The following is a 16,068-nucleotide window of genomic DNA, read 5'->3' as shown; positions in this document are numbered from 1 at the left end:
AGAAACAGCTTCAGAAAAAAACTTTTTATGTGCAACATGGGTGGTCTACCTCAAATTTATAACCAACACCTCGTATGGTTTTGACCCGCCAATACAGGTTGTCCGCTCCCAATTTTTCTCGTATTCTTTTAATATGGACATCGACGGTTCTCGGATCTCCCTCAAAATCCCACCCCCAGAGGTGATCCACCAGTTGCTGCCGGGTGAATACACGATTGGCATGGGAGGCGAGAAAATAGAGCAATTCCAATTCCCTGGGCGGGAACACGATCTCCTGAGTTGCATAGGTAACCTTGTATTGCTGCACATCAATCTTGAGCAAAGGAAGCTGAATGGCTTCAGTTACTACAAGCATCGGATTGGCGCGCCGCAGGACCGCTTTGATCCTTGCCATCAGTTCATTGGGATCAAAAGGTTTCACCAGGTAATCATCTGCCCTCAGGTCAAAGCCTTTGAGCTTATCGCCGTTTTCGCCTTTCCCCGTTAACATGATCACAGGTGTGGTCTCATCCCTCCGTATATCCTTGCATACCTCCCAACCATCCATTTCAGGTAGCATAATATCGAGAAGCACAAGATCAGGATGGGTGGCATAGAACAGTTCCAGTCCGCTCATGCCAGTGCGGGCAATGCTCACGTTATATCCGCTTTTTTCTGCGTAGAGCGTGATCAATTCACAAATATCAGGATCATCTTCAATGATGAGAATATGTACATGTTTGTTCATGTATCGGCCCCCTCGTGGATCCATCGTAGCATCTTTTGATGAACATCATGTGAACAACATCGGCTCCTCGCTGCCAAGAATACCCAACAAGCAGCCCACGCCCCGTTCATCATCGCACAGACTGATCAGCCAAAGAAGGAGGATTCTTCTTGTGATCGTGGGAGCCATACACTCAAGGCCTTTTGCTCCTATTCCCCGATGCTCTAAGCAACGCTTGTTTTAGCCGTTGGCATGCTCGTCTGCTCTCTGCTGCTGCGCAACCTGCACGTGCTTGTGTGTACGCGGACGAGAATTCCAACAGGCACAATTGCTGCGGAGTGATCGAACACGCATCGCTTGAACGCCTATTCAGTCGCGGGACACCTCGTCGCGTTTCGTGAGGAGAAAGGAGCAATGCGCGGTGAGGAAGTGCTTCCCTTCTCTACGAGGAATAACTGGTCTTTGGCTGTGAGGAGGAAAGGTGAAGGAGCAAGGTACAAACAAGACGACCGTGTATGAGGGAAGCGGCGTTACTCAGGAAAAATTGTGCGCGTTCGAGAACGATCGGCGGTAGGGGCGCCAGAAAGGGATGAACTGGACAGCGCTTCACTGTCCAGCTTGGCGATTGCCCACCATGCTATAGAGCTGCAGCAATTCGTCAATGACTTCCTTGCTCCTGCCCTGTTTCATCCCTTCTGGCACACAATGTTGCAGATGCCCTTCGAGTAAGTGTTGTTCCAGGGCATCAATGGCCTGGCGGGCAGCAAAGGTCTGCTTCAGAATATCCATACAATAGGCATCTTCTTCAACCAAGTGCTCGGCATGAGTCATGTATTCGCTGATCGTGTCCAAATTTTTGAGCACATGTTGCTTGTTTTTCTGCATAATCTCTTCCTTCCTCCTCTCCTGCCTGTGGTAGAGATTTTAGTATAGCATGAGGGGGGGAAGGGGACAAGGGAGGTGGGAGCCAAGCACGCATGGGCGACGGTTCTAGGTGGACCATCAGGTATGTGTTTCCCCCCTCTTGTTCCATCAGTACTTCTATACCATGTTTTTCCTCATTGCATCCGGCGCTACGCATTCCTGGCTTGAAAACCAGCGTTCGACGTCGAGGGTTGCGGGCCTCAGTACTGGTAGCAGTAATTGCTTGGCGCATTGGTAGCGCGTGTGCGTTCCTCTCGCGTCTTTATGGAGGCTCTTTCATGGGGTCATCCTCTGAATTGCCACGATTGCTCAGGTGAACAGGGGCCGTTGTGTGGCATGGTTTTCGAGACGGCGTGACAACCTCTGCCAGGCATGGATGATTCGCCATCGATGCATTAACATGGTTCGTCTGGCGTCGTGGCGCCATCGTGCCTCAAGAAGAGTACATTTTCCAGCAGCGTATCTCCGCCCCACAATGACCACCTCTTTCTTACGCACGAAGAAGCCATCGCAGATTGCGGAATGCCATGGGCCTTCTTGCTGGCTTTCTTCTGATGTTGCCCATAGCAACGTTCTGCTGCTGGCGAACTCTTCCTGGCAACAGGAGACAGCCCGCCAGGCAGATGGACGATGATGAGAACATTCCTGAGTGAGAGGTGCTCTACTCTGCTTAGGCGTTACACCTGTTGTGGGTGACAACAAGAGCAGGAGGATGCTTGCTCCTGTGATTCCTGTGGCTCTTGCTGGAGATAGCTTGTTGGATCTTTCTCAAAGGCTTTCTTGCATCCAGGCGCACAGAAATAGAAGGTTTCTCCCTGAAACTCGGCTGTCAAGGTGGTACTTGTAGTATCAACGGTCATACCACACACTGGATCAATCGCATTTGCCATTCGGTTTATCTCCTTCTTCACCATTGTGAAGCATACATATCCCACACCCCGGGGATAGGGGTTGCAACAAAACAAAAAGTGGGAAGGACGCAAGGGGTGCTCCTCCCCCTCTATACCCATACCCCTCGGGGGTGGGTATAGAGGGGACTATACCATCTGCTCGCCAAAAACACAAGAGGGAGTAATGGGTGTGAGCTGGAAGAGGGCGAACGGTCCTCTGCGTGACAAGGCCACTTGTTTCGGCATCTGGTGATGTTGGCATTAGCGATCTTATCGAGTGATGAGGAGATGTCAGTTGCAGGCTTGACAAAACAAGGGATGGCACCCTATAGTAGTTATACCCCCACCGAGGGGGTATGGGTTATGAAACACAACAAAGGATTGAGTTATGACGATAGATTCACAGCATACTGCTGAGAGCGTCAGATCCGCCTCGGTTGGAGCGATTGCTGACGAGAGACAGGAACAACGTGATGCGCTCTTTGCCGTGGAGGGGATGACGTGTGCGTCCTGCGCGATGCGGATCGAGAAGGGGCTCAAAAAGGTGCCTGGTGTGACGGAGGCCTCTGTTAATCTGGCAACAGAACGGGCGACCGTTCGCTATGATCCCGTTGTGACGGATGTGACAAAGATGGCCCAAAAAGTCGATGCCATCGGCTATAAAGCGATACCGCTGACTCCCAATGAGCCCTTCTCGCCACCAGAGCAAGCACCTGAATCAGATGAGACACAGGTGCTCTTTGCCGTGGAGGGGATGACGTGTGCGTCCTGCGCGATGCGGATTGAGAAGGGACTCAAAAAGGTATCCGGCGTGATAGAGGCGTCCGTCAATCTGGCGACAGAGCAGGCAACGGTCACCTATGATCCTGCGCAAACAGACGTCACAACGATGGTGCAGAAGGTGGATGCTCTCGGCTATAAAGCAATCCCACAAACACCTATGCCTGTGAGGCTGTCCCAGGAGGCAGATCCGGCGGTTTCCGAGATCCCGACAGCCAACGTACCATCAGTCATAGCGTCTCCACCACCATCTCCAGCGGACACCCAACGTCAGCGTCGCCAGGCAGAACTGGCACGGAAACGCACCTTGTTGATTCTGGGTATTGTGCTCTCTGTGCCGGTGGTGCTGCTCAACATGTTCTTCATGAACCGCTTTCCAGGGGAGAATGTGTTGTTGCTTATCCTGACGACACCTATCTGGGCTGTCGTGGGATGGGAGTTTCATCGTACCGCCCTCAAGACGGCACGCCATTTTGGGGCGAACATGGATACCTTGATCTCGATTGGGTCAACTGCCGCGTACGTCCTGAGTGTGGTCGCAACATTCTTTCCCCAGGCGGTTGGCGCAATCACCTTTTACGATACGGCAGCGTTAATCGTCACCCTGATCTTCCTGGGCAAGTACCTGGAGGCGCGTGCAAAGGGACAGACCAATGAGGCCATTCAGAAACTCATGGGTCTTCAGGCTCGCACAGCCCATGTGATGCGAGCAGGGCGGGAAATAGAATTGCCCATTGAGCAGGTTCGTGTGGGCGATGAATTGCTTGTGCGGCCTGGCGAGAAAATTCCTGTTGATGGCCTGGTTCTCTCCGGTCGTTCGTCCGTGGATGAGGCGATGATTACCGGCGAAAGTCTGCCGGTGGAGAAGAGCGAGGGCGATGCATTGATTGGTGCCACGATCAACCAGCGAGGGCTGTTGCGGATGCAGGCGACCAAGGTGGGAGCCGATACCGTATTGGCTAATATCATTCATCTGGTTGAGCAAGCACAGGGGTCAAAAGCGCCTATTCAGCGGCTTGCTGATACCATCTCTGGCGTTTTTGTACCTGCCGTCTTAGTCGTCGCAGCGCTGACCTTTCTTGGCTGGTCTATCGCTGGAAACCTGGGCTTTGCGCCAGCGCAATCGGGTGCGATGGATATGAGCCAGATGAGCATGAGTGCTGTGGCTGCAACCAATCCTTGGGTTACTGCCATTGTGGCTGCGGTCGCCGTGCTGGTCGTCGCCTGTCCTTGTGCGCTAGGACTGGCAACACCAACGGCTATTATGGTGGGAACTGGGAAAGGAGCCGAACAGGGCATTTTGATCAAAGGCGGGGAGAGTCTGGAACGCATTCAGGCCGTGCAGGCGGTACTGCTTGATAAAACCGGGACCATTACCAAAGGGAAGCCCGAACTCACAGATGTCTTTGCCCTGTCTGAGACAGAAACAGATGAGATGTTACGCCTGGTCGCTCTTGCTGAACAGGGCTCGGAGCACCCTCTTGCCGCCGCCATTGTGGAAGGCGCCAGAACCAGGGGGCTGAATCTGGAGGGGTCACCTGACACATTTACGGCTCTGGCTGGACGTGGTCTAGAAGCAACGGTCAAAGGGCGCCATGTTCTGGTCGGGACCCGTGGATTAATGCATTTGCACCACCTTGAGTGTATTGCCTTCCATGAGCGCCTGGAACTGCTGGAGGAACAGGGGAAAACCGCTATGCTCATTGCCATTGATCATCGCATCACCGGTCTGGTTGCCGTGGCCGATACGATCAAAGTAGGTTCGCGTGAGGCCATTGCGCAATTGCAAGCTCAGGGACTTGAGGTGTGGATGATTACTGGTGACAATCAACGCACAGCGCAGGCGATTGCCTCCCAGGTTGGGATACCACCAGCCCATATTTTGGCGGAAGTGCTTCCTGAAGATAAGGCCAATCAGGTCAAACGGCTTCAGGCACAAGGGATGGTCGTGGCGTTTGCTGGTGACGGCATCAATGACGCGCCAGCCCTGGTGCAGGCGGATGCGGGTATCGCGATGGGGACTGGAACTGATATTGCGATGGAAGCGTCCGATATCACCCTGGTTAAAGGCAATCTGAAGAGCGTTGCGACAGCACTGGCACTGTCCCGGGCAACACTGCGTACCATCAAACAGAATCTCTTCTGGGCTTTTGCCTATAACATTATTCTTGTGCCAACGGCGATTCTCTCACCGTTGATTCCTTTCCTTCAGGAAAACGCCCCCATTTTTGCGGCGGCAGCGATGGCGCTCTCGTCGGTTACCGTCATCAGTAACTCGTTGCGCTTACGGCGCTTTGGCAAATAAGAACGAGGGGCAGAGCACATGCGCAGAAAAACAAGCTGAACTCAAACGACTGAAATACATTGAGGGGCATCTGGGTGGCATTCGTAAAATGGTTGATGAGAACAAGTATTGTGTTGCTATCCTGCATCAAACTCATGCGATTCGCAAAGCCATCGAAAAGTTGGAGGTACTACTCATTGAAACGCACCTGCGAATGTGCATTCCCGAAGGCATTGCCAGTGGAAAGACGAGAGGCTGTCGGGGAATTGATGTTTCCCTATGATGTTACTAGCACACAGCCAGACGTGTGGAAGGAGACGCTGTGATACGGGTGGATGTCTGTTGCAGGATGAGTCGCCTTTTTTGAGCACATTTTACCCCTTCCCAACGGGAAGGGGTAGGGATACATACTTGTTTTGTATAGAAAGAAGATACTCTTCAGACAAGGAGATGTTGATATGAAACAGCGAGCCATTTTCGGCATATTCTTGACCGTGTTCATGCTCCTACTAGCAGCCTGTGGCAGTGGAGGTGGAAAAACTGACTCACCCAATGCAAAAAACGTTGATGTGAGCCTTTCTGAATTCAAAGTAAGCGTTCCTCTCACTACATTTACTGGGGGGCAGTCGTATCACTTCGTGGTCACCAATACTGGCAAGACGACTCACGAATTTATGATTCTGCCGAAATCAGAGGGCAGCATGAGTGGCATGCCGATGGAGGATATGGACAAGATGGCGCTGGCAACAACTGGCGACATCAATCCCGGTGAGACAAAAACGTTGGATTATACCTTCCCCTCCTCAACCGTTGGATCACATCCAGAATTTGCCTGTTATCTGCCAGGTCATTATGAAGCTGGGATGAAACAGAGCATCACCGTCGCATCATAAGCTCACCTAACTAGAAGAGAGATATCCAACGTGAGAATGCGTGGGGTATCTCTCTTTTGTGACTTCCTTGCGACTCAATAGCTTTTGCCGGATTGAGCCTCCTGAAACACTCATATCTATACTTGCGTGCCCTTCCATCTGGCCTCTTGTGCCCTTCTCAGCCTGCGCTTTCGCTTGCTCGACTAGCCATGGCGTGAGTGTGAGGCGAAAGAAGAATCCCAAACTCAATCACGAGATTTGTTGAGGCAAGCTCGAAGACTATGGCTGCTGTAAAACTGGCCCCTGAAAGAGCGAGCTAGGGCAACTGCCGCATAAGAACAAGGACTGGAGGCAATGCCAAAGAGAGTTGCCAGAGTCAGGCGTTTGGGAGAATCCGTTATCCGAAACTTCCCCAAAGAGGGACAAGCCCTATCTGGCGTTCGGTTCCTGCTTCAACGAACAACCTGCCTGGATCTCCCAGGTCTTACAGGATCTCCACAGGCGTACATTCCGGTGTCACTCACCGTACGAGGAGCAATTCTCGCAGAAACGAGGGACGAACGCAAGAGCAACAGATGTCAACGGAAAGGGAGACTTGTCCACTCTTCAAGAAACTTGTTTTAACCCTCCTAACATCTGCGCCATGGTTCGATGCGATACCACTGCCTGAATGATCCCTGAAAGGGTGAAACCAAGAATCAAGAGCCTGAGAATTTCCCACAACATGCTCCAAGAAAAGGAAGCTCATGCAGCAATAGCAGGAAGATAAAAATGATTTTCTCACATTATTGACAATCTATCAATTTTGAGATATTATCAGAAACATGAAGAAAAAGACAACCAATACCCCATCAACTTTCCATGAGGAGGGGCGCGTTGCTCGGCGGCGGGCGCGTGTACGCGCTGACCTACTGGCAGCCGCGCGTCAGGTGTTCATTCAACGAGGTTATCAGGAAGCCACGATTTCAGAGATTATCCAGATCGCTGATGTGGCGATGGGGACGTTTTATCTCCATTTCCGCGATAAAGAAGAACTCTTGCTCGCGTTGGCTGAGGAGGGGCTTCAGTTGCTTCGCGAGCAGATTCACACTGCCCTTACAGCCCATCCTGATCAGCCACTGATTCCGCTGATTATTCGCACCCTCTTGCATGCCGCCTATCAGGAACGTGAACTCTTCCTGCTGTTATGTGCTGGAGAGAGTCATTTGCTTGCTCAAACGCGTACCCATCAGGCGCAGCAAGGACTCGCCGCTCACTTCATTCCACCACTTCGTGCGGCAAAGGAGCGCGGTGAGTTGAAGGAGAGCGATCCGGTCTTGCTGGCGCACCTGTTGGGCGGGATGCTTGTGCGCGCCATTACCTGGTGGTTCGATCAGGATGAGCCCGGCCCTGATGCCATGGCCGATCAGGTTTTGGGCATGTTAGCGCACGGATTGCCTTCGTCGCTTTTGACGAACAATGATGCCCCAACCTCGTAATGCTATGAGCGCATGGGGTTTTCTGGAGGAAGGACCTTGAAACATGGAGAACGACATGTATGATGCCATCATTGTTGGCGCTGGGCCTACTGGGCTCAGCGCGGCCCTCTGGTTGGGACGATGTCGAAGACGTGTCCTGGTGTGCGATACTGAGCGCCCACGCAATTCAGCGAGCCAGGCGTTGCATGGCTTTTTGACACGTGACGGTATTGCACCCGCTGAATTTCTGCGTTTGGGACGTGAACAGCTTGCCCCCTATACAACCGTGGAATTGCGCACGATCGCTGTCACTGACGCGGAACGTGTTGAAGAGCATTTTCGAGTAACCTTAGCCGATCACACGCAGGTGGAAACACGTAAATTGTTGCTTGCAACCGGCGTCATTGACGAATTGCCGTTACTCGATGGGCTGGAACAGTTCTATGGTTCCAGTGTGTTTCACTGCCCATATTGTGATGGCTGGGAATGGCGAGATCAACCGCTTGCACTCTATGGAGCTGGAGAGCACGGACGCGCCATGGCACTGCAACTCAGACAATGGAGTCACGATCTGGTGCTCTGCACCGATGGGCCTGCCGAGCTTGATGCGGCAGACCTGGCCCTGTTCTCTCGCCTCGGCATTGGTGTTTGCGAAGATCGGATTGCACACCTGGAGGGAAGTGCGGAACAACTTGAACGTATCGTATTTCGCAACGGTAAGGTGCTCGCTCGTCGTGCGCTCTTTGTGATCACACACGAACACCAACACGCTCCACTGGCACAGCGGCTAGGCTATCGCTTTTCTCCGAATCGTCTGATGCTCAGGACTGAAGGGTATGAACAGCCTGACATCCCTGGCCTGTTTGTTGCTGGCAATAGTGTCCGCAACCTCTGGGTCATTGGGGCCGCTGCTGAAGGAGCCGAGGCGGCGTTTCTCCTGAATCGGTCGTTGCTGCAAGAAGATCTGGCACGTGAACGCCTTGCTCTGATGCCTCTATCCTAGCCCCTTTGACAAAGCTTTTTAGCCATCCTCTTTTTGGAAAATAGTCATGATGACAATTCATCATGACGTAGGTGGCTTTTGCCTTTTTCTCAATAGGAAGGAGTATTTCATGTCTGTTTCCACGCACCATCCACTGAGTTTAAAAGATGTGCTTGATCCACGATACCTTTCTCATCCCTATACACTGTATCAGCAACTCCGTGAGCAAGATCCCATTTACTGGGATGCAGGTATACAGGCCTGGGTTCTGACACGCTATGACGATGTTCTTGCAGCCTTGCACGATCCCCGTCTCTCTAGTGCCCATATGGTGGTTGACACCGAGCGTTTCCCTGAAGCGATCCGAGAGCAGGCAAAGACAATCTCACGTATCCTCTCGCGACAAATGCTCTTTGCCGATGCTCCCGATCACACCCATCTACGCCGCCTAGTAAGCCAGGCGTTTACCCCTCGGCGCATCGCAGGGATGCGCACATCGATTCAATCCCTGGTCAATCAGCTTCTGGACAAGGCCCAAGCCAAAGGTGAGATGGAGGTGATTGAAGAGTTAGCCTTCCCGCTCCCCTCCATTGTCATTGCCGAAATGATAGGCGTGCCTGCACACGAGCGGAAACAATTTGCGACCTGGGCAACCGCCTTTGGCGCCCTCCTTGATGGGGCAGCGCATACACCTGAGGAACAGGGGCAGGCGTTCACGTTTGTGACCGAGTGCCTGGAGTACTTCCGTCAACTGATGCGCAAACGGCGAATGCATGCAGAGGATGATTTGCTTCAGGCCCTCCTTGATGCGAAAGAGCACGGGGCGGTGCTCAGTGAGGAAGAAGTTCTGGGCAATGCGCTCTTACTGCTGTCTGCCGGTCATGGCACCACCATTCACGCCATTGGGAATGGCTTGCTGGCTCTCCTCCAGAATCCCGATCAGTATGAAGCACTCCAAAAGGATGCCACTTTGATCCCCGCCGCTGTGGAGGAATTATTGCGCTATGATGCACCTGTGCAGACAACGCGTCGTGTCGCGAAGGAAGATCTTGTGCTGGGTAATAAGCCTATTCGTGCATGGCAATCTGTCATTGGGTGTCTGGGGCAGCCAATCATGACCCTGATCACTTTGTCGATCCCGATCAACTGAACGTGCGGCGTTCGCCCCAACGGCATCTGGCCTTTGGGTATGGCAGTCACTTCTGCCTAGGCGCTCCTCTCGCGCGTCTGGAAATTGAAGTCGCCTTGCACACCTTGCTGACGCGTTTTCCCCGCCTTCGTTTGAAGACCACGGAGCCTTCCTGGAAACCTCGCATCGTTTTTCGGGGCCTGAACGCACTTCCCGTCGTTTTCTCCTGATACAGGAATACATGAGAAGCAGGAACGACGAGGAGACCTTTCATGGGACACTCGTCGTGCCTGCCTCCAAGATGAGAAAGGAGCATCTCTTGAATGCCCAGCATTCCATGTATGAGCAAGGGGCAGGTATCAGAGGTATGACGCTTGCCAGCGTATTGCTTGCCCTCATGCTGACACTGTTCCTGGAAGCGCTCGATCAGACGATTGTGGTTACCGCGCTTCCTCATATTACGGCTTCCTTACGCGGGTTTGACCGCTATATCTGGGTCATGACCGCCTACCTCCTTGGTTCAACAGCGATGATCCCTCTCGCAGGTAAACTCTCCGATCAATTTGGGCGCAAGCCCTTTTTGTTGGTTGGGGCACTGCTTTTTCTGCTCGGATCAGCCTGTGCAGGTCTTGTTCAGGACATGAATCAGCTCATTGCCTTTCGCTTGCTCCAGGGCGTTGGCGCTGGAATAGGGATCTCTCTGGTCTGTAACGTACCTGGTAATATGGCTCTTACGCACTTTCCGTGCTCAGCAATTTCAACATCCTGGCCAAAAGCACACCCAGAGAGCGATGAGGTCAATTTGCATTGAAAAGATGATCAAAGCCATCTCAAAAGCCTTCCCATGTCTTGTGAGGCCGTATGATACCTAGCTCTCCGTATTGTTGAGCACGGAAAGTGCGGAAGATCCCACGGGATACGCAACGAGCTTGTAGCAAACGAGCAATGAGGGAATGGAAGAGGTTGTTGAAAGCAGACAGGGACTCTCGGCCCTCATGACGAGCTCAGAGGGGCAATGGCACCTCGCTCAAATCGCCTGTTTGTTCATCAGTTCCTCCTGTGTTACTTGATGGCGAGAAAGGTGGGGACACCTGCCACGGAAACACGCAGTTGCGGTGGCCCCCACCAGGCATTACAGGCGAGCCGGTCGGGCCAACTCCAGCAGTAATGCGAACGCACTTCACGAGGGGGACGCGGTGGTGGAAACACCTTTTTAGGACACTCGACAAGCGCGATGATCTCAGCGTGTTGACGACGCCAATGGATGGTCCAGGTGCGGCGAAGCGCTCGGCCTGCAACATCCACCCATCGTATTGGTCCGAGAAGGACAGGCTTTTGCTCACACGCAACCGAGGCAGGTGGGGGCAAGAGGCGACGGACAGCGCTCACCCGTCGAGCACGATTGCCTTTGGCTCCTTTTGCCAGACATTGTTCTCGCAGAGAACAGCACTGGCAGTCGGTCTGATACGCAAGGTAGACGGCACGCTGAGTGAAAGCATTTTCCTGCCGCACTTCGCTCAACCACAACTTCGCTCCCGCTGGACAGCGAAGTTTCCCATCCTCTTGGAGAGTAAAGGCATCGGCCCCGAAGCGTCCAGTGGCTCGTCCAAATGCTGCAGCCCACTCCCACGGCCCATACTCCTCAACTGGCTCTTCAATGGTGAGAAGCACAGGGGGGGTCTCTTTCGGGGACGCCCACTCGATCTCGCGCAACTCAGCTTTTTGCAGAGTCTGTCCAAGTGAGAGCCGCAGGTTCCACACCCATTGACACACAATCTGCCAGAGTTCTTGTCCGCGCTCAGTGGAGGAACACCAGCGGTCGGGATCTTCTTCGACATCTTCATCCGTAAGCACCGCCTCAAATGCCCCCCGCCCATGAGAGAGGTCGAGGACATCTTCGACAAGGAAGCCATCGATGGGTAGGGTTGTGATGAAAACCTCATACACCCACTCGCCGATGCATTTGCCCACTGACACCCTCTTGCCCGGTTCAGGGGAGCGGTGTCGAGCCACAATGATGCGCGTTTGAGGCACATCTCCATCCAATTGGAGCCAGCCTCCGTCAAACAACTCGACGACCTCATCGCTGTTCACTCTGCACACCCTCGCGGTTGGTGGATGAACCAACACATGCTGAATCTGAGGATGCTCCAGGACGCGATACCCTCTCGCTCGTGTCACCAGATGGACGCCTGCTGCCATCAGTTGAGCAATGGCGACAGTATCACCATATTGCCCGTCGAGACGAACGAGAGCAACCTCTGGAGTGAGGGCAAAAAGTTCTAAGTAGGCTGTGATGGCTTGAAGCGCCGAGGCAAGTTCTCCTTGATAGTCGCCATTGCCTCGGCCTGCATAGGTGCCGATCCATTGACGGGTATGCATCTGAAGCGCGACGGTACGTGTGCGTACCACCTCGCCTCGTTTTCGCCCGGTGTAGCCTGGTGCACAGACCGCATCGAGTCGACGTCGAGGGGGAGGCAGGCTTGGACCACAGGGCAATCCTCGTTGCCGTGCTGCCTGACGTGTAGCATCGACATCAATGACGAGGTAGCGGCGTCCTTGCCGATCCCAGATCCCACCGATGGAAGCATTCGTCCATCCTTCCGCAAAGCTGTGCTGCTCGAAGAGTGTACGAAACGCTTCCAGACAGGGACGGTCGACGCTCGCCAGGAAACGACTCAAGGTGGCACGATGGGGAAGCTCAGCACGTCCAAAGAGGGCCATGAAGGCTGGCCCAAAGGGAGCGACACGTTCAAAGAATGCCAATAACGTTCGTTCTCCACTCATTGCATACCCGAACAGGAGCGCGAAAAAATCAATTGGTTCATAGCTGCCGAAGCGTCCACGTACCAATTGGATGTGATGCGCAAAGGCTTCTAGGAGTCCTTTCGTGGTGAGATGCTGGGACACAATGACGACTTCGGCGAACCATGCAGGGAGAGAAGGGCGATCCACAGGAGAGGTTTGAACTTCTATGCTCGCGTTCGGTATCATACCCAAAGAGACCTCCTCATGAGAGTGTGTTTTGTTGTTCTCTCATTAAAGGTCTCTTTCTCGTTCCACTGCTAGCTTGCTGTTAGCTCGTTGCGTATCCCGTGGGCAGATCCGATTGGGTAGAGTCTCTGACTTTGAAATGAGCCATCACTATTAGCCATGTAATGTGTTTTCTTCTCTATCTCCGCTCCAACCACCTTGATTGTTATCTGCACGGATGCACGCTGCTGCTCCTGCCAGTGTCATTTACTTTGATGACGTTCTGCGGCAAATTTGAATATGATCCATAGGACCAACATGGACAGCGTGACGCCAACCACAATACTGGTAAGGGTCGCTCATACATCACCTCTCGTTGTCCTCTACCGCACGATTCAAATGATCTCTATTTGCTGTTGAATCTCTTGAGATCTCCTCTAGTATCATGAGTTCGTAGACGTGTGCGGAGCATCCTGCCACTCAAGCAGCGCTTGCCTGTCACTTCCAACAGGAGTGTCTTGAGCAAATATTTAGTTCTTCCTTCCCCACCTTGAGACGGTTTTGAGCAAAGAAGGCGTAATATGCTCTTGAGAGATGCTACATCCTTCAACGATCTTTTTGTTGTTAATGGAGAACAACTATCTTGGGAACACTCATTGCTGTCACGGCTTTCCTGCCGTTGTTTCCCGGAAGGAAAAGGTATGGCAACTTGCCCAAATTGTCACCAACCAATTTCATCTACTGATGATGTTTGTGAGCAGTGCGGGGCTGTTCTTACCGCACTTGTAATAACGCCTTTACATCAGACGTCAATCGTGCCATCATCACTACAATCGCAGCCCGTTCATCCTCCAGCAACCTATCCGGAGATTGCTGTTTGCCCGAATTGCCAGGGACAAATTCCCCCTGGAGAGGACATCTGCGAGCAGTGCGGGATGGTACTAGGTGCACCTCTTATATCTTCACACCATCTCCAAGTGTCTGTTGCCTCTTTGCAGCATACCGATGCCACGAGTAAGAGTGGCACGATACCCGCTCCCTGCCCTCCCTGCCCTCACTGCCTGAAGCCGTGTAAGCCAGGTGCCAAATTCTGTAATTACTGTGGGTATCGTTTCCCTAACGATACTCTCCAGCCCTCTGACTCTTCATCTGTCGCAGTACTGCAACCGCAAACTGACCCGTTGTCGGGTCAGCCATTGCAGAGAGGGGCATTACTCAATGGCAAATATAGCGTGCTCAAGGAAATTGGCGCAGGCGGTATGGGCGCAGTCTACCTGGCAGAAGATGTCGTCCTGAAACGTCGGGTGGTCATTAAGGCCTTGCTTAGTGATGATGATCCAGATCTGGTAGCGCAGAGTGTCAAAGAGCGTGAGTTCCTTGCAGCCATTAAGCATGCAAGTATTGTTTCTATCTATGATTTCATTGCCATTGGCTCCAAGGGCTACATTGTTATGGAGTATGTTCAGGGGAAAACACTCGATGAGATACTCACAGAACGGCATGGTCCACTTCCTGTCCCAGAGGCGATTGAGTATATTCAGGGAGTTCTTTCCGCATTCTCCTACCTTGCGAAACTCGGCCTCGTGTACTGCGACTTTAAACCGCAGAATGTTATGATTGAGGAGTTGAAGGATGGTTCCAATATTGTCAAATTGATCGACCTGGGTACCGTGATCAAGTATGAGCCCCATCCTCAGGATGTCTATGGCACTCATGGATTTTACGCGCCTGAAGCGGTAAAATCCCCATCGCCACAGACTGATCTCTATTCTATTTGTCGCACATTAGGCTACCTGGTATCTCTCATGGATCTGGCAAATCCTATTTTCGGGATGCCGTCCGTTGAGCATTACCCTGTGTTTCACGAGCACGCCGCACTCTATCGTTTGTTGGTAAAGGGAACACATAGCAAACCCTCACAGCGCTTCCAAAATGCGGAAGAACTGGGTGAGCAGCTTTCGGGCGTATTGCGCCAGATTGTGGGTGGTCAACCTGGGGTCCCCGTTGGTTCAAAACTCTTTGTGCCCGGTATTCTAACCACAACAGGCAAACTCGGCCTACGCGGCGAGGCGGCACTCGATGAGCATGATAGAGCTATCGACCTGTTGCGCTACGGGGATCAGGCTCTACGGGGTGGTAATTATGTGAGTGCATGCAGTTTCTATAGGCAGGCTACCAAAATCAACCAGCGTAGCATCGATGCGCACCTGCGTCTTGCCGAGGCCTACATTGATCAAGGCGAGTATAGCCTGGCATTAGCTGAGGTGACTATGGGGCAGCGCATCGCCCCAGGACATTGGAAACTTTCCTGGTATACTGGGCGCTTGCTTGAAGCGCAAAATCGCTATGCCGATGCCGCCGCTCAGTATCGCGAATTGATCTCTGACCTTCCTGGTGAATTGCCACCACAGCAGGCCCTGGCGCGTGTGCATAGCCACATGCAAGATCACAGAACCGCTGTTGACCTCTATATGAATGTGCTCAAGGCCGATCCAGGCAATACCGATGCCACGCTGGGGGCGACTGACTCGCTCATTCATTTGAGCCGTTGGCACGACGCCGCCCAACTTCTCAGCAATGTCAATGAGGCGGCAGCCAGATATGTTGACGCGCAACTCTTACTCATTGATCTCTATCTGTGTCATATGCAGCCCTTAGAAGCACAGAATGTACTACAGGCAGCAGAGATTATTATCGTGCTTGATGGCCGCACTGAGGATTCTCGCTATTATCTGGCACGTGCTGATGTCTATCGCGTTGCCTGGCAACTAGCAAAAAAGCACGCTTTTCCCTCGGGAACAGCCATCGCTGGTGTTCGTGAATGTACCATGAATGCGCTAGGCAATGCGGCTGAAAAGAGCTATCAAGAGTATCTGCGCCGCCAATCCAATCCTCCTCAACGCGAGCAGATCATCCGCTCCAAAATGGAGGTTGCGCCTTGGCGCTTCTGGTGAAGCCGGCTGTTCTTTCTGTGTCTGGATCGCTGATGCACTCGATTGCTATCTTCCGCTTCGATGCATCAACATCTCATGAGCATACCTACAATCATTTTGGATATTAGAAAGAGATCA

14 protein-coding genes and 1 pseudogene are annotated in these 16,068 nt (G+C 52.7%); 10 read left to right on the top strand and 5 right to left on the bottom strand.

The annotated features are described in order from the left end of the window. Positions 1-25 precede the first annotated feature (25 nt). Together K3T82_RS34175 and K3T82_RS34170 are read right to left on the bottom strand one after the other, a co-directional pair. Positions 26-727, bottom strand: coding sequence for a response regulator transcription factor (locus K3T82_RS34175; protein WP_220197982.1), 702 nt, complete (start codon positions 725-727; stop codon positions 26-28). Positions 728-1,312: 585 nt separating this feature from the next. Continuing rightward, positions 1,313-1,591 (bottom strand): metal-sensing transcriptional repressor, encoded by a 279-nt coding sequence (locus tag K3T82_RS34170; RefSeq protein ID WP_220197981.1) that lies wholly within the window; start codon positions 1,589-1,591, stop codon positions 1,313-1,315. A 370-nt stretch (positions 1,592-1,961) separates the two neighbouring features. Here K3T82_RS34170 and K3T82_RS34165 point away from each other — a divergent pair, with 370 nt between their 5' ends. Then, on the top strand, positions 1,962-2,264 hold the full coding sequence (locus tag K3T82_RS34165) for a hypothetical protein (RefSeq protein ID WP_220197980.1): 303 nt from the start codon (positions 1,962-1,964) through the stop codon (positions 2,262-2,264). A 43-nt stretch (positions 2,265-2,307) separates the two neighbouring features. Here K3T82_RS34165 and K3T82_RS34160 read toward each other — a convergent pair whose 3' ends face one another. Continuing rightward, entirely contained in the window at positions 2,308-2,520 is a 213-nt protein-coding gene (locus tag K3T82_RS34160) for a YHS domain-containing protein (protein ID WP_220197979.1), read from the bottom strand. A 388-nt stretch (positions 2,521-2,908) separates the two neighbouring features. On the opposite strand from K3T82_RS34160, the gene K3T82_RS34155 reads away from it, so the two are divergent. The 3 genes from K3T82_RS34155 to K3T82_RS34145 all read left to right on the top strand — a co-directional run bounded on the left by K3T82_RS34155 (position 2,909) and on the right by K3T82_RS34145 (position 6,477). Further along, positions 2,909-5,605: a heavy metal translocating P-type ATPase gene (locus K3T82_RS34155; RefSeq protein ID WP_268886705.1), complete on the top strand. Its 2,697-nt coding sequence runs from the start codon at positions 2,909-2,911 to the stop codon at positions 5,603-5,605. Continuing rightward, a complete protein-coding gene (locus K3T82_RS34150) occupies positions 5,595-5,867 on the top strand; it encodes a metal-sensitive transcriptional regulator (RefSeq protein ID WP_220197978.1) in 273 nt (90 codons plus the stop codon). The genes K3T82_RS34155 and K3T82_RS34150 overlap by 11 nt, the downstream gene beginning before the upstream one ends. Positions 5,868-6,042: 175 nt before the next feature. After that, entirely contained in the window at positions 6,043-6,477 is a 435-nt protein-coding gene (locus tag K3T82_RS34145) for a cupredoxin domain-containing protein (RefSeq protein ID WP_220197977.1), read from the top strand. Between the two features lie 72 nt (positions 6,478-6,549). Here K3T82_RS34145 and K3T82_RS50330 read toward each other — a convergent pair. Next, positions 6,550-6,845: pseudogene (locus K3T82_RS50330) on the bottom strand (permease); the annotation flags it as partial. Between the two features lie 435 nt (positions 6,846-7,280). On the opposite strand from K3T82_RS50330, the gene K3T82_RS34140 reads away from it, so the two are divergent. The 5 genes from K3T82_RS34140 to K3T82_RS34120 all read left to right on the top strand — a co-directional run bounded on the left by K3T82_RS34140 (position 7,281) and on the right by K3T82_RS34120 (position 10,835). Beyond that, positions 7,281-7,934, top strand: a complete 654-nt coding sequence (locus K3T82_RS34140) for a TetR/AcrR family transcriptional regulator (RefSeq protein WP_220197976.1) — start codon at positions 7,281-7,283, stop codon at positions 7,932-7,934. 43 nt (positions 7,935-7,977) lie between these two features. Continuing rightward, a complete protein-coding gene (locus tag K3T82_RS34135; RefSeq protein ID WP_220197975.1) occupies positions 7,978-8,916 on the top strand; it encodes an NAD(P)/FAD-dependent oxidoreductase in 939 nt (312 codons plus the stop codon). A 109-nt stretch (positions 8,917-9,025) separates the two neighbouring features. Further along, entirely contained in the window at positions 9,026-10,045 is a 1,020-nt protein-coding gene (locus tag K3T82_RS34130) for a cytochrome P450 (RefSeq protein WP_220197974.1), read from the top strand. Next, positions 9,973-10,254 (top strand): cytochrome P450, encoded by a 282-nt coding sequence (locus K3T82_RS34125; RefSeq protein ID WP_236031741.1) that lies wholly within the window; start codon positions 9,973-9,975, stop codon positions 10,252-10,254. Before K3T82_RS34130 ends, K3T82_RS34125 begins: the two co-directional genes overlap by 73 nt. Before the next feature lie 89 nt (positions 10,255-10,343). After that, a complete protein-coding gene (locus tag K3T82_RS34120) occupies positions 10,344-10,835 on the top strand; it encodes an MFS transporter (protein ID WP_236031740.1) in 492 nt (163 codons plus the stop codon). Positions 10,836-11,086: 251 nt separating this feature from the next. Here K3T82_RS34120 and K3T82_RS34110 read toward each other — a convergent pair whose 3' ends face one another. Continuing rightward, positions 11,087-13,018, bottom strand: coding sequence for a hypothetical protein (locus K3T82_RS34110; RefSeq protein WP_236031739.1), 1,932 nt, complete (start codon positions 13,016-13,018; stop codon positions 11,087-11,089). Between the two features lie 680 nt (positions 13,019-13,698). On the opposite strand from K3T82_RS34110, the gene K3T82_RS34105 reads away from it, so the two are divergent. Beyond that, on the top strand, positions 13,699-15,951 hold the full coding sequence (locus K3T82_RS34105) for a protein kinase domain-containing protein (protein WP_220197971.1): 2,253 nt from the start codon (positions 13,699-13,701) through the stop codon (positions 15,949-15,951). Positions 15,952-16,068 lie beyond the last annotated feature (117 nt).

Origin of the sequence: Ktedonospora formicarum, from assembly GCF_016587355.1 — a bacterium.
GTDB lineage: Bacteria > Chloroflexota > Ktedonobacteria > Ktedonobacterales > Ktedonobacteraceae > Ktedonobacter > Ktedonobacter formicarum.
The sequence above is the reverse complement of the archived record's forward strand: the minus strand, read 5'-3'. Positions and strand labels throughout refer to the sequence as shown.

Coding starts and splice junctions, on each gene's coding strand:
- K3T82_RS34130 (WP_220197974.1), top strand. CDS start 9,026: ATGTCTGTTTCCACGCACCATCCACTGAGTTTAAAAGATGTGCTTGAT.
- K3T82_RS34105 (WP_220197971.1), top strand. CDS start 13,699: ATGGCAACTTGCCCAAATTGTCACCAACCAATTTCATCTACTGATGAT.
- K3T82_RS34155 (WP_268886705.1), top strand. CDS start 2,909: ATGACGATAGATTCACAGCATACTGCTGAGAGCGTCAGATCCGCCTCG.
- K3T82_RS34175 (WP_220197982.1), bottom strand. CDS start 727: ATGAACAAACATGTACATATTCTCATCATTGAAGATGATCCTGATATT.
- K3T82_RS34140 (WP_220197976.1), top strand. CDS start 7,281: ATGAAGAAAAAGACAACCAATACCCCATCAACTTTCCATGAGGAGGGG.
- K3T82_RS34160 (WP_220197979.1), bottom strand. CDS start 2,520: ATGGCAAATGCGATTGATCCAGTGTGTGGTATGACCGTTGATACTACA.
- K3T82_RS34135 (WP_220197975.1), top strand. CDS start 7,978: ATGGAGAACGACATGTATGATGCCATCATTGTTGGCGCTGGGCCTACT.
- K3T82_RS34110 (WP_236031739.1), bottom strand. CDS start 13,018: ATGATACCGAACGCGAGCATAGAAGTTCAAACCTCTCCTGTGGATCGC.
- K3T82_RS34125 (WP_236031741.1), top strand. CDS start 9,973: ATGGCAATCTGTCATTGGGTGTCTGGGGCAGCCAATCATGACCCTGAT.
- K3T82_RS34145 (WP_220197977.1), top strand. CDS start 6,043: ATGAAACAGCGAGCCATTTTCGGCATATTCTTGACCGTGTTCATGCTC.
- K3T82_RS34170 (WP_220197981.1), bottom strand. CDS start 1,591: ATGCAGAAAAACAAGCAACATGTGCTCAAAAATTTGGACACGATCAGC.